The sequence below is a fragment of the Pseudoalteromonas sp. SG44-5 genome (assembly GCF_014164175.1).
GTDB classification, from domain to species: Bacteria; Pseudomonadota; Gammaproteobacteria; order Enterobacterales; family Alteromonadaceae; genus Pseudoalteromonas; species Pseudoalteromonas nigrifaciens.
Genome location: NZ_JACJES010000006.1, coordinates 25,096 through 37,582 on the forward strand (window position 1 = coordinate 25,096; position 12,487 = coordinate 37,582).

The 12,487-nt window shown below is 40.1% G+C and carries 14 protein-coding genes; 8 read left to right on the forward strand and 6 right to left on the reverse strand.

Features of this window, described 5'->3' with window-relative positions:
- Window positions 1-51 precede the first annotated feature (51 nt).
- The gene (locus H5079_RS08695; protein ID WP_011329232.1) at window positions 52-765 is read left to right on the forward strand and encodes a 1-acylglycerol-3-phosphate O-acyltransferase; all 714 of its coding nucleotides are present in this window, start codon (window positions 52-54) and stop codon (window positions 763-765) included.
- Window positions 765-1,100: a ribonuclease E inhibitor RraB gene (rraB, locus tag H5079_RS08700; protein ID WP_011329231.1), complete on the forward strand. Its 336-nt coding sequence runs from the start codon at window positions 765-767 to the stop codon at window positions 1,098-1,100. The genes H5079_RS08695 and rraB overlap by 1 nt, the downstream gene beginning before the upstream one ends.
- Window positions 1,101-1,192: 92 nt before the next feature.
- On the opposite strand, the gene H5079_RS08705 is transcribed toward rraB, so the two are convergent.
- Window positions 1,193-1,663, reverse strand: a complete 471-nt coding sequence (locus H5079_RS08705; protein WP_182683915.1) for a hypothetical protein — start codon at window positions 1,661-1,663, stop codon at window positions 1,193-1,195.
- A gap of 144 nt (window positions 1,664-1,807) precedes the next feature.
- Here H5079_RS08705 and H5079_RS08710 point away from each other — a divergent pair, with 144 nt between their 5' ends.
- A complete protein-coding gene (locus H5079_RS08710) occupies window positions 1,808-2,137 on the forward strand; it encodes a hypothetical protein (RefSeq protein WP_182683916.1) in 330 nt (109 codons plus the stop codon).
- Window positions 2,138-2,454: 317 nt separating this feature from the next.
- On the opposite strand, the gene H5079_RS08715 is transcribed toward H5079_RS08710, so the two are convergent.
- Window positions 2,455-3,426 (reverse strand): zinc transporter ZntB, encoded by a 972-nt coding sequence (locus H5079_RS08715; RefSeq protein WP_089368750.1) that lies wholly within the window; start codon window positions 3,424-3,426, stop codon window positions 2,455-2,457.
- Window positions 3,427-3,704: 278 nt separating this feature from the next.
- On the opposite strand from H5079_RS08715, the gene H5079_RS08720 reads away from it, so the two are divergent.
- From H5079_RS08720 to H5079_RS08730, 3 genes are all read left to right on the forward strand, one after another.
- Window positions 3,705-4,127 (forward strand): ATP-dependent zinc protease, encoded by a 423-nt coding sequence (locus H5079_RS08720; RefSeq protein WP_086995212.1) that lies wholly within the window; start codon window positions 3,705-3,707, stop codon window positions 4,125-4,127.
- A 65-nt stretch (window positions 4,128-4,192) separates the two neighbouring features.
- Window positions 4,193-5,098 (forward strand): 30S ribosomal protein S6--L-glutamate ligase, encoded by a 906-nt coding sequence (gene rimK / locus H5079_RS08725; protein WP_011329225.1) that lies wholly within the window; start codon window positions 4,193-4,195, stop codon window positions 5,096-5,098.
- The gene (locus H5079_RS08730) at window positions 5,085-6,143 is read left to right on the forward strand and encodes a succinylglutamate desuccinylase/aspartoacylase family protein (protein ID WP_182683917.1); all 1,059 of its coding nucleotides are present in this window, start codon (window positions 5,085-5,087) and stop codon (window positions 6,141-6,143) included. Before rimK ends, H5079_RS08730 begins: the two co-directional genes overlap by 14 nt.
- 90 nt (window positions 6,144-6,233) lie before the next feature.
- Here H5079_RS08730 and H5079_RS08735 read toward each other — a convergent pair whose 3' ends face one another.
- From H5079_RS08735 to recQ, 4 genes are all read right to left on the reverse strand, one after another.
- Entirely contained in the window at window positions 6,234-6,803 is a 570-nt protein-coding gene (locus H5079_RS08735; RefSeq protein ID WP_011329223.1) for a mechanosensitive ion channel domain-containing protein, read from the reverse strand.
- 65 nt (window positions 6,804-6,868) lie between these two features.
- Window positions 6,869-8,578, reverse strand: coding sequence for a ShlB/FhaC/HecB family hemolysin secretion/activation protein (locus H5079_RS08740; RefSeq protein WP_182683918.1), 1,710 nt, complete (start codon window positions 8,576-8,578; stop codon window positions 6,869-6,871).
- A gap of 107 nt (window positions 8,579-8,685) precedes the next feature.
- Complete coding sequence (locus tag H5079_RS08745; RefSeq protein WP_011329221.1) at window positions 8,686-8,970, reverse strand: DUF3630 family protein; 285 nt, start codon at window positions 8,968-8,970, stop codon at window positions 8,686-8,688.
- A gap of 7 nt (window positions 8,971-8,977) precedes the next feature.
- Complete coding sequence (gene recQ / locus H5079_RS08750) at window positions 8,978-10,801, reverse strand: DNA helicase RecQ (RefSeq protein WP_182683919.1); 1,824 nt, start codon at window positions 10,799-10,801, stop codon at window positions 8,978-8,980.
- 202 nt (window positions 10,802-11,003) lie between these two features.
- Between recQ and H5079_RS08755 the strand changes: the two genes are divergently transcribed.
- Window positions 11,004-11,459 (forward strand): thioesterase family protein, encoded by a 456-nt coding sequence (locus tag H5079_RS08755; RefSeq protein ID WP_172459223.1) that lies wholly within the window; start codon window positions 11,004-11,006, stop codon window positions 11,457-11,459.
- A 52-nt stretch (window positions 11,460-11,511) separates the two neighbouring features.
- Window positions 11,512-12,432, forward strand: a complete 921-nt coding sequence (gene rarD, locus H5079_RS08760) for an EamA family transporter RarD (RefSeq protein WP_182683920.1) — start codon at window positions 11,512-11,514, stop codon at window positions 12,430-12,432.
- The last annotated feature ends 55 nt before the right edge of the window (window positions 12,433-12,487 follow it).

Here is a 12,487-nt window from a genome sequence, read left to right on the forward strand (position 1 = left end):
TAACGTTATAATAGCCGCTGGCTTAACGCGATTATATTTGGAGACGCTCTGTTGCTTGCTGTTATACGTATTTTTATTATGCTGTTGTTTATATTATTAAGTTGTATTTTTGGGTTACTGTTATCAATAGTGAGGCCATTTCATCCTAATAATGTGCATATTATAGCGAGCTGGTTTGGCTCAGTAGCAAAAATGCTGGGCGTTAAAGTTGTACGAAAGTACCATCCGGATAGCGTAAATCTTGGTCCTGCGGTTTATGTGGCAAATCATCAAAATAGTTATGACTTATTTACTATTCCTGCAATGGTGCCTAAAAACTGCGTGAGCGTAGGTAAAAAAAGCTTAAAGTGGGTGCCATTTTTTGGTCAGTTGTATTGGCTTTCGGGGAATATTTTAATTGATCGTACAAACCGCTCAAAAGCTGCGGGAACTATTTCTAAAGCCGCTGAAAAAATAAAGAAAAATGGCTTATCAGTATGGATGTTTGCAGAAGGTACACGCAGTTACGGACGCGGTTTATTACCTTTAAAAACAGGCGCATTTCATACCGCTTTAAGTGCGCAAGTACCCATAGTGCCCGTATGTATGAGCACAACGCATAAAACCATTAAACTAAATCGTTGGGATAATGGTACAATTTATATTGAAATGTTAGCCCCCATATCGCTTGATAAAAACATCAGCGCGCGCGAGCACGCTAAAAGTGTGCACAGTATTATGGCTGCTAAAATAACTGAATTAGATGCTCAAGTGAGAGAAAATTAATGGAAAACTGGCGTGAAATAAGTGAAGACATCGTATCTTCATTACTCGAAGATGGTTCAGACCCTGAAATACTTTACGAAGTAGAACATCACTTTGTATGTGAAGACTTCCCTAAGTTAGAGCAGGCCGCATTAGCCGCTTTTAAATTAGGCTACGATGTGGAAGAACCAGCAGAGCTTGAGCTTGAAGACGGTGCAAAAATTTGGAGTTTTGACATAGTTGTAGAGTCAGAGCTTGATGTTGACGTAATAATGGAAGACGTTGATAAGCTGGCAGCACTTGCTGTTGAATGCGAAGTAGAATACGACGGTTGGGGTACTTACTTTCAAGAGTAAGCGTAGCAGCTATAAAAAAGACGAACATTGTAAAATGTTCGCCTTTTTTATATTGGTATAATCTCTACAAACTGTATTAGATCGTTAGTGAGCTATATTTTTACCGCGCTAACTTGGATGGCGGACTTTCCGATTATTCTATTCGTGTTTTTACCTGTTCGTTGATGAATAGCTACAAAGTATTCTATAGGGTACTTTATTTTAGAAAGCTGCTCTTCAGAAGGAGAGTGCGCCTTATCTAATATGGTTGGCCATACTATAGACTTTTTGCCTTTGGCTTTATTCAACTCACAAGGTGATTTTTTACCATTCGACATTGAGATTGTTGTGCCATCTAAAGCTAAAAACTGTACAGAACAATTATATAAATTGTTCGTATCTACGTATTCAGATATTTCATAATCAAAAGATATTTCTAGCTTATGCTGCCTTTCATTTAAATTATGAGTTTCGTTAATTTTAAGCTTTGATATTACAGCTTCACTAACGTCAAAATCTGAATAATTTGTTGATGCACATCCTGCTAAAGCTAATAAAGCAATTGAAATTCCGAGTTTTCTCATTATTTTTCCTTAAAATATAAAGCAACCAGATGTTGCAGTTTGGTGTTTTAAATATTCACGTTTAATCAGTATTAAGTTATATCAACAAGTGCCTTTAATTCTGAGTTTATTTTAACCTTAACCGGAATTTTAGTCGGGTTAGTTATGGAAGGCTTATATTGTTGTATTGGCATTTTATCTAATATTTTTTGTGTCATCCAATCATTAGGTATGGAGTCAATTAACTCTCTACTAACCAAAGTTACGTTAGAATCAATAGTAATAAAAAAAGATGCTTTACCCATTCCTTTAGGTATCTACTTTGGACGCCCAGGTAAGAAAACTACCTTAGATGTCTTAGCGACCCAATATTGGTTTAAATCAGCTACATCAATCACTACAATATCGCTATTAAAAGTTGGCTTTTTAACCGAGCTACAACTTAATAAGGTCAAAGACGCAAAAATAAACCACAGTACTAATTCACTTGCTTAAAGGCATAATAGGGAAAAGGCAGGAGGTGATATTATCAGAGCTTCCTAGTTATTATTTCCTATATTAGTAACAAATAGTTAAGAGTTTTGCTAGTTTATTGTAATTAAATTGTTGCTTTATTTTGGTGTAGTTTGTTTTTAGGAGAATATAGAGGGTTTTATATTTGAATTTTTTTGCGTGTTTAGAGCCGCATCAGATTTTTATTGCATAAAAACCTGATGCGGCTCACCTTAAATTACCTAGCGTATTTATAAGCTATCTTTGCTTATTGCTTTACCCGTAGCGCGTTACTTCCACTAAATAATTAATTTATATTGTTACAGCCATTTTTTATTTTTAAAGTACACGCCAATACTGCCGGTAAGTACAACTAAAAAAACGACGAATAAAGTGAACGCATAAGGGCTTTCTGTGCCAGGTATGCCGCCTACGTTTACGCCTAATAAGCCGGTTAAAAAGCCCAGAGGCAAAAATAATGCAGCCACCACCGACATAACATACATACGCTGATTTAGCTGCTCAGATACTTGGTTAGTGACTGTTTGTTGAATAATTTGCGCCCGATCTATTGAGCTGTCTAATTCTTCAAGGTAACGAGTTAGTAAATTAGTGGTTTCATTAAGCTTAGCTTTATCCTCATCGAAGAGCCATGAATAGTGATGATTAACCATGCTAATAAGCGCTTCTTTTTGTGGCTTTAAATAGCGTTTTAAAGCAATAGTTTGCCGACGTAATTGCGACAAACCTTGATTATCAAACTTTTTGCTTGGCTCATCTATTTCTTCTTCAAATTCATCTAGGGTTTCATCTAAAGCATCAATAACACTTTCCATACGGGAAGTGAGTTTTTGGGTGATAGTGCAGACGAGTTCAGAAATACTGCGCGGACCGGTATTGTTACTAAATGAAGCTAAAATATCTTGAATAGATAGTAAGCGACGCTTTCGGGTAGTAATAACAATATCATCGTTAATAAAAAGGCGAATTGAAACCATGTCTTCAGGGCTTTGTGCCGGATTTAAATTAATACCGCGTAAAAATAACATATGGCCGTTTGTAGCAGAGGTGATACGTGGACGAGTTTCGTCTGCAGTTAGCGACTCTAATTCGTAGTCGGTTAAAAATTCACAGCCTTTTAGCCAAGTGACAACGTCAGCTTGGCTATAATCCATGTGCACCCAAAGCTTGCCTTGCTCTGGTTGCCAATTATGTAGTTCGGCGCTGTTTTCTATAGTACGCGCACCGCCTTGCTCATCAAGTACAAGGGCGTGAAGTAAGCCATTAATCATAATAATTTCTCATAGATGGTGTGTTTTTAATACCGTTTACTATAGTGTATTTACTTTAGTAAATTAAACTTATCTTTCTTTTTTAAGAAGTTAAATTTATTTAGCGCTTCGAACAAGGGGGTTTTTGGCCCTTAAAGTTGACTAGTTTGTTACGCTTATATTGTTAAACTAGTCGGCTATAAAGATCAATCAAATCAATTTGTCGACTTGATAAATTTATTTTGTTGGTGTTTTTTTTCCGGTAGCGTATAAGACACTTTTTTATTAAGGGCACATTTATGACAGCAAAGATTACCGTTGGTTGGCGTGAGTGGTTGAGTTTACCAGAGCTAGGCATCGAGAAAGTAAAAGCAAAAATTGATACCGGTGCCCGCACCTCATGTATTCATGCACTTAATATAGAAGAGTATGAAGTTGATGGCGAAAAGTGGGTTAAATTTATTACCCAGCCATTGCAAGAAGATGAAGAAACACAAGTTGTTTGCAATGCAAAAGTTAAAAAGAAGAAGCACGTAACCAGCTCTGGCGGGCAAAAAGAGTTACGTTACTTTATAGAAACAACATTGCATGCGGGTAAATATAGCTGGCCTATAGAAATTACCTTAACTAGCCGCGCAACAATGAAGTTTAGAATGTTACTCGGGCGTACAGCCATGGAAAATCGTATAGTCGTTGACCCGGCTTTATCTCATTTATTATAAGGATGTATTAACTTTTAGAGGGACTAAGCTTCTAAAATAATACGTACTTATTTAAGGTTTAAATTATGAAAATTGGTATTTTATCTCGCAACAAAAAATTGTATTCAACGCGTCGTTTAATTGAGGCGGCTGAAGCTCGTGGTCACGAAGTTAAAGTAGTAGATGCACTGCGTTGTTATATGAATATAAACTCTGAGCTACCAGAAATTCACTATCGTGGTGAAAACTTAAAAGGCTTTGATGCAGTTATTCCGCGTATTGGCGCATCAGTTACGTTTTACGGCTGTTCGGTGCTGCGTCAATTTGAAATGATGGGCGTGTATCCAGTAAACGAGTCGGTTGCTATTTCTCGCTCTCGCGATAAGTTGCGCTCATTACAGCTTTTATCTCGTAAAGGTGTAGGTATGCCAGTGACTGGTTTTGCTAGTAAACCAGATGATGTAAAAGACTTGCTCGAAATGGTAGGCGGTGCGCCGGTAGTAATTAAACTACTAGAAGGCACGCAAGGTATTGGTGTGGTATTGGCTGAAACGCGTAAAGCGGCTGAGAGTGTTATTGAAGCATTTATGGGCTTAAAAGCTAACATTATGGTGCAAGAATACATTAAAGAAGCCGGTGGTGCTGACATCCGTTGTTTTGTTTTAGGTGACAAAGTGATTGCAGCAATGAAACGTCAAGCACAAGAAGGTGAGTTCCGCTCAAACCTTCACCGTGGTGGTAGCGCCACATTGGTGCGTATTACACCAGAAGAACGTAAAACAGCCGTTGCAGCTGCTAAAGCGATGGGCTTAAATGTAGCCGGTGTTGATTTACTTCGCTCATCACGTGGTCCTTTAGTGATGGAAGTTAACTCATCACCAGGCCTTGAGGGCATTGAAATAGCAACAGGTAAAGATATTGCAGGCATGGTGATTGATTTCATTGAAAAAACAGCATCAAGTAAAGGAACAGCAACTCGTGGCAAAGGTTAAAATTAACCGTTCTTTTACCTTATTAGGTGAAAGTGTTGGCGTAGGCGAGCGTAAAACGCTGGCCTTAGAAGCGGCAAAACTTTATACCCACTCTCCACTTAATATTCCAATTGAAGTGGTTAATGGTGTTATGGAAGGTCCGGTACTTATGGTGTGTGCGGCTATTCATGGCGATGAGCTCAATGGCGTAGAAGTGGTGCGGCAATTACTTGCTAAAATAGATCCTAACCAGTTGCGCGGCACGCTGATTGCGGTGCCGATTGTAAATGTGTTTGGCTTTATACATAAGTCGCGCTACTTACCTGATAGACGCGATATGAACCGCAGTTTTCCGGGTTCAGAGCGTGGCTCGCTGGCTGGTCGTATGGCGTATATGTTTTTTAATCAAGTGGCAGTACATTGTACCCATATTATTGATTTACATACGGGAGCTATTCACCGCACTAACTTACCGCAAATACGCGCTAATTTAGCCGATGAAGCCACCGCACAAATGGCTAAAGCATTTGGTACACCCGCAGTGATAGATGCCTCGTTACGTAATGGCTCACTGCGCAGCGAAGCCGCTAACTTAGGGATCCCGGTTATTACTTATGAAGCCGGTGAAGCACTGCGTTTTGACCCATTTGCGATTGCTGCAGGTGTACAAGGCGTTGACTATGTTATGCGCCATTTAAAAATGATCCGTGGTAAGCGTCCTAGAAAGCTTCCTGAGCCTATTATAGCCAGCTCTACAAGTTGGGTGCGTGCTAATGTAGATGGCATTGTGCGTGCGCAGGTATCGCTTGGAGGGCGTGTTACTAAGGGGCAAGTACTTGCTTATATTAGCAGCCCACTTGGCGACTCTGAACTTGAGCTACCAGCACCACGCAGTGGAATTATTATTGGCCAGCAAACTATGCCATTAGTAAATGAGGGTGATGCGGTGTTTCATATTGCGTATTTTGCTCATGCAAATAGCTTGGTTGAGCAACAGCTTGGCACTTTTATTGATGAAATAAATGATTTAGATGATGAGCTTAAAACTGCAGAGTTAAATAACTAGTTATAATAGTAAGCTATTAAATGTTGGTAGAATAAATTGTAAAGCCGTTTTAGTTAACCCAGTTGGGATAACAAAACGGCTTTTTTATTACTATTTATTTGGCTTTTTGGGGCCAATAATACGCCTAATTACCGGTGCTTTTGTTGGCTTAGGTTCTTTGTTTAAAACCAGTACCGGACGAGTTACAAATAAGTTATTAGGGTATATAACTCTATGCCCGTCAATGTGCTCAAGCACTACATTCATTAAGCCCATTTCTATAATGCGCCCTTCAATACTATTTGCGCCATCAACAATACGTACCCAATAGCCAACGCGGCAGTCATTTTGAATAAACATCAGTAAAAAAGCGGTGAGATTACTAAGTAATGACCAAGCGGCAAACAGTGCAACACCTAGCATAGCAAATAGCGACGAACCTAGTACTAGGAGTCCACGTAGCTCGATACCCCAAAATACCAGCACTAAACATAACATCACAAATGCGAGGATAATTTTAAGTAATAGCTCAGCACGATATTTTCGGTGTAGGTCTATTTTTCCTTTAATAGCTTTTTCGAGAAGCTTTTTAGTACCTTTTAACAGTATCGGAAAAAGTAATAACGCAATAAGGGTAACGACCAGTTTATATTGGGTGCCAAGCAGAGCTAACAATTCCAAAGTTATAGTCTCACAATAATTATATATGCCCAGTTTAACGCTTTAGGGTGCGACGAAATAGCCATTTAAAAAGAATTTTTAACATTTACCAGCCACTGTACCGAATCTACGCCATCGGCACTATCTAGCGGTGCAGCTATATCTATATGGATCATGGTGCCGGCATTTGCACGGCTTGGTGCTAAGCGCAGGCCTATACCTACATTTTTAAGAACGCGGCTATCTTCAACATTGTTTGGGGTGTTAGACCATGCTCGGCCAACATCAAGAAAAGCCGCGCCGCCTACTTTAAATAATTGCAGCAAATCATATTCCCAATAGTAACGCTTTTCTAAACTCACTAAAAAGCTGCGATCTCCATGCTGATAATCCATAGGATAGCCACGTAGGCCGGTTTCGCCGCCGAGTGTAAGTTGTTTATCGTTAGTGAGGTTTTTAGCGTACTGCACCTGAGCTTTTACATACCAAGACTGATCAATGCTGGTATTTAAATAATATTGTATTTGGCTGGTGGAGATCAGGTTTTCAAATTTGTCCTGCTCTTTATTCCAGTAACCATCAATGTCTGCACTAAAGCGCCATAAGGTATTATCGCCACTAAAGTGAGCTTTTTTAAAATTAAAAGAGTAAACCGCGCGGCTATCATCGTTACTAACAGATTCATCGGAGTAGCCTAGTAAGGCTTTTATGTTCCAACCTAAGTTTAAGTCCTCAGTACGATAAATACTGTCGAAATTGCGTACTTTTATAAAGTTATCTTCAAACCAGTGTCCGCTTACATAAGGGTAGCTTAAGCTGCGATCGACGGCTAAGGGGGCAAAGGTAGAGTCTATTGCAGCAAAAGTATGTTGCTCATCAACGTAGCCCAGGCTGAGGCGCTGGGTCCAGTTACGGCTTAATGCTTTGGAGTGACCAACAAAAAAACTGTTGTAGTCGGTCGTTTGATCAAACTCGCTAAACTTTTCACCGCGCTGATATAGCGCTTCTTCGCGTTGCTCTGAATAGCTTAAAATACCGTAGCTAAAAGGGGTGTCTATAGCAAAAAACGGATAGGTAAGTTCTAGCAGATGGCGTTTACCATCGTTATTATCGGCGTACTCTAAACGCCCACGATAGCGGGTTGATAAAATATTAGGATCGTCGTATACAAATAAATAACCATTACGATCGCTATCTGTAGTGCGCGACAACGACAAACGCTTACCCCAGCCAAATAAGTTAGATTCGCGAAAACCAATACTCGACTTGTTTTCTCCGCCACTGCGGCTAAAGCTTATTTCTGGTAGCAGTGTCCATAAGTCACGCGTAACGACGGTAACATTAACGTTCCCTTCGCAGTTTTCGGTGGCAATGACTTGAGCATCGTATAAATAGTTTTGTTTACGCAGTAAGCGTTCTGATTCGGCGAGCTTTTTAGGATCAAAATTATCACCGCTCTCAAACAATAAAATACTTTTAATAACCTCTGGCTCAGTTTGAATATGCGCGCGGTTAGCAAAGCGAAATAGGGCGTTATTTTCGGCTTCGAGTTCAGTATTAAATACGTTAAGTTGCTGCAAAGTAATATTGGCAATTTTTGCATTACTACTTTGCTTTAACAGTGGCGTTGGTTGATCTAGTTGACGGCGTAAATTATTACTACTTGATGGCGTTGGTTGCTCGCTTGCGCAATCATTTTGCGCATGAGGGGTTTCTTGCGCAGCTAAACTGAACATAAAAAAGCTTGGAATACAGAGGCTAAAACAACAAGATGAAATCCATTTTTTAGTAATCATTCAAACCCTTTACTGCTACGTAGCAAATTACTACCGTAATATCAGCTTACATCATTGTTACTAAAATGTAAGTTAAAAGTAGAGAGCTTGAAGTTATTTAATTGCTATTAACTTAGGTAAAAAGTAAGTGCGGCTAATAAATGTTCAGCGTCATGGCCTTCACCGTTAATCCAAATACTTTGGCTGTAGTGTTCAAAGTTTAAATTAAATGTTTGCTGCTGATAAGTGAAGCGCAGTTGATGACGATCGGCACCAGCAGAGTACTCATTAATGGTTATTTCATCGTGGTGTAAAAACAAGCGACTCCACAGTTCAAAGTCTTCGTCGTGGGGCGGCTCTACCGGCGTAATAATAATGCATTGATGCGTGTGGTGATATTCTATTATGGTCATAATGCTCTTAGTTAGTAGCAAGGTAGTTGCGAATTGCAGTTAAAAACTCACCGCCATACTTATTTAATTTAGTAAAGCCAACACCCGACACCTTTAAAAATTCGCTGTCGTTGGTCGGCATTAGCTGCGCCATTTCTGCAAGCGTTTTGTCGTTAAATACCACGTACGGCGGTACATCGTCGGCATCGGCTAACTCTTTTCGCAGCGCCCTTAAGCGAGCAAATAGCTTTTTGTCGTAATTAAACTGAGCTAATTTATCTTGATAAACATGCTTAGCTTGCAGGCGAGGCTCTGCGAGTTGCAACGCATATTCGCTTTTTAAAATAGCGCGCGCGGCTTCGGTTAAACGCAGTGATGCACCTTGGGTTATATCTTGGCTTAATAAGCCTTGATGAATAAGTTGGCGTAAAATACTTAGCCAAAATTCACTGCTTTTGTCTTTGCCAATGCCGTAGGTGCTGAGTTGATGATGGTTATTATCGCGAATACGACTGGTGTTTGCACCGCGTAGTAACTCAACAATATATCCAAGGCCAAAGCGTTGCTCTGCTCTGTACACACACGATAGTGCCTGCTGCGCTACTAAAGTGCCATCAAAGCTTTTGGGCGGATTTAAGCAAATATCGCAGTTACCGCATGGCTCACGTTGATACTCACTAAAATAGTTAAGCAGGATTTGTCGACGGCAGGTTTGTGCTTCGGCAAAACTGGCCATGGCATTAAAGCGCTGCTCTTCGACGCGGCGACGTTGCTCGTCGTCAATATCTTCAAAAAAGCGTCTTACGCGGCCTATATCAGCCGGATCAAAATACATTATAGCCTCAGCGGCAAGGCCATCTCGCCCAGCGCGGCCAGTTTCTTGATAGTACGACTCTATGCTTTTGGGAATATCGTAATGCAATACAAAGCGCACATTGGGTTTATTTATACCCATACCAAAGGCCACTGTAGCAACCACTATTTGTATATCGTCGCGGGCAAAGCCGGTTTGCACAAATTGGCGCTGCTCGTTACTCATACCTGCATGATAGGCGGCGGCGTTAAGTCCCGCGTCGGCTAACTTTTCGGCTATGTCGTCTACGCGCTTACGGCTGGTGCAATAAATTATGCCGCTTTGGCTTTTTTGTTCTTTTAAATAGCGCAGCAGTTGCACCATAGGTTTAAATTTTTCTTCTATGGTGTAGCGAATATTAGGGCGATCAAAGCTGCCGGTATGAATATAGGGTTGTTGTAACTTTAATTGCTCAACAATATCAAAACGAGTGGCTTTATCGGCAGTTGCAGTAAGGGCCATCATAGGTACATGAGCAAAGCGCTGTTTTAATTCGTTTAAACGAAAGTAATGGGGTCTAAAATCGTGCCCCCAATGCGATACACAATGCGCTTCGTCAATAGCAAATAAGCTGATTTTTAAATGCGATAAGCGCTCTAAAAACTCGCGCTGCAGCACTTTTTCAGGGGCAACATACAGTAGTTTAATTAATCCCTGATGGAGTTGTTGGTATACCTGCTGCTGCTCTTCGCGGGCTAAGCTATTATTTATATATGCGGCTTTAACGCCCAGCGCTTGTAGTTGAGTTACCTGATCTTGCATTAGCGATATTAGCGGAGAAATAACAATAGTTACCCCTTCAAGCACTAAAGCGGGTATTTGATAGCACACAGATTTACCGCCACCGGTTGGCAGCAATACCAACGAATCTTGGCCGTTAATGGCTGCATCAATAACCATTTTTTGGCCGTCGCGAAATTCACTATAACCAAACACTTGTTTGAGTACAGCTTCAGGGGTGCGCACAAGTGAGCTAGAGGGTGGTGTTAATGTATTCATTGCGGGGTATTTTAGTGTTTTTTGTACAGGATGTCTTTAGCGAGTGTTGAATGTTTTTTGAATAAATTTATAACGTGTGAATTTACTCGCTCAGGGGGGGGGATATTAGCTGACTTTAAGCGGCTAATAAATTTAACTGTGTTGCTAGTTTTATCCTAGTTATGCTTTACTCCTCTTACCAGATATAACATAGAGAATAATAATGAATAAAGAAATGTTAATAGAGCATGTAGGCTCGCTGTTTGTAAATAATATGCCGTTTAATCAGTTTTTAAAAATATCGGTAGAATCACTTAGCCCAGAACAAGCAAAAATATCGTTTCCTTGGCAGGATATACTCATAGGTAATCCGGCACAAAAAATACTCCATGGCGGCGTTATTTCGGCAGTGCTCGATAACGTAGGTGGTATGTTAGCTGCAGCAAGTGTAATAGATAAGCTAAACGATGTTGATATTTTATCTGTGCAGCAAAAACTAGCCACCTTGGGCACTATAGATATGCGCACCGATTACCTACGCCCAGGCAAAGGCGAGAAATTTATAGCCAGTGCCACTTTAATTCGCTCGGGCAATAAAGTATGTGTTTGTAGGATGGAATTGCATAATGAGCAAGCAGTACAAATAGCATTTGGTACGGGTACGTATTTAGTTGGCTAATAAAAGTTTGCGGAGTAAACTGGCGACCTTTTGAATAACTAAGTGTTTATTTATGCCGATTGATACCGAGAAGCGCAAGGGCGCCATTTTGGCTTGCATCGCTTTTACTATATGGGGTTTAGCACCTATATACTTTAAGCAACTCCAGCATGTTACTGCATTTGAAATTTTAACGCATCGTGTTGTGTGGTCGGTGATGTTTTTAATTATTATTGTGAGTATTTTAGGCCAGTGGGATAGAATTAAACGCATTATAGTACAGCCTAAATTATTGTTAATGCTGGTTTTAACCTCGTCGATACTGGGGTTTAACTGGGGCCTATTTATATGGGCAGTTAATAATAATCATATGCTCGATGCCAGTTTAGGTTATTACATTAATCCGTTACTAAATGTATTACTGGGAGTGTTATTTTTAGGCGAACGTTTACGTAAGTTTCAAATGGTTGCTGTTGCTTTAGCATTTACCGGTGTACTGCTGCAATTAATAAGTTTTGGTTCATTTCCTGTGGTTGCTTTTTCGTTAGCTATATCATTTGCAATATATGGTTTACTGCGTAAGAAACTGCCAGTGGAAGCATTGTCCGGTATTTCAATAGAAGCATTTATACTCTTGCCCGTAGCGCTTATTTATTGGTATTTAATGGTGCCTACAGCAACGTCAAGCTTGCCTGCTAATGACTGGCATACCAATGTGTTACTCATTAGTGCCGGGATCATTACCACCTTACCACTACTGTGCTTTACCGGCGCTGCTAAGTGTTTGCAATACACCACTTTAGGCTTTTTTCAGTACATAGGGCCAAGTTTGATGTTTATATTAGCTGTGATGCTTTACGGTGAAGTGTTTGATGCCGAGCGAGTAGTTACATTTGTTTGTATTTGGAGTGCATTGGCTATTTTTAGTTGGGACTCTTTTAGGCAATCTCGTAAACGTAAAAAAGCCGCTATTGTGGCCTCAGGCGTGGTTTAAAAGTTAGTTAACTTAAGTAAGCACGTAGCGCGATGTATTTTGTACTCGCGCTAGG

Coding starts and splice junctions, on each gene's coding strand:
- H5079_RS08720 (WP_086995212.1), top strand. CDS start 3,705: ATGACAGCAAAGATTACCGTTGGTTGGCGTGAGTGGTTGAGTTTACCA.
- recQ (WP_182683919.1), bottom strand. CDS start 10,801: ATGAATACATTAACACCACCCTCTAGCTCACTTGTGCGCACCCCTGAA.
- H5079_RS08755 (WP_172459223.1), top strand. CDS start 11,004: ATGAATAAAGAAATGTTAATAGAGCATGTAGGCTCGCTGTTTGTAAAT.
- rimK (WP_011329225.1), top strand. CDS start 4,193: ATGAAAATTGGTATTTTATCTCGCAACAAAAAATTGTATTCAACGCGT.
- H5079_RS08710 (WP_182683916.1), top strand. CDS start 1,808: ATGGAAGGCTTATATTGTTGTATTGGCATTTTATCTAATATTTTTTGT.
- rraB (WP_011329231.1), top strand. CDS start 765: ATGGAAAACTGGCGTGAAATAAGTGAAGACATCGTATCTTCATTACTC.
- H5079_RS08705 (WP_182683915.1), bottom strand. CDS start 1,663: ATGAGAAAACTCGGAATTTCAATTGCTTTATTAGCTTTAGCAGGATGT.
- H5079_RS08715 (WP_089368750.1), bottom strand. CDS start 3,426: ATGATTAATGGCTTACTTCACGCCCTTGTACTTGATGAGCAAGGCGGT.
- H5079_RS08740 (WP_182683918.1), bottom strand. CDS start 8,578: ATGATTACTAAAAAATGGATTTCATCTTGTTGTTTTAGCCTCTGTATT.
- H5079_RS08745 (WP_011329221.1), bottom strand. CDS start 8,970: ATGACCATAATAGAATATCACCACACGCATCAATGCATTATTATTACG.
- rarD (WP_182683920.1), top strand. CDS start 11,512: ATGCCGATTGATACCGAGAAGCGCAAGGGCGCCATTTTGGCTTGCATC.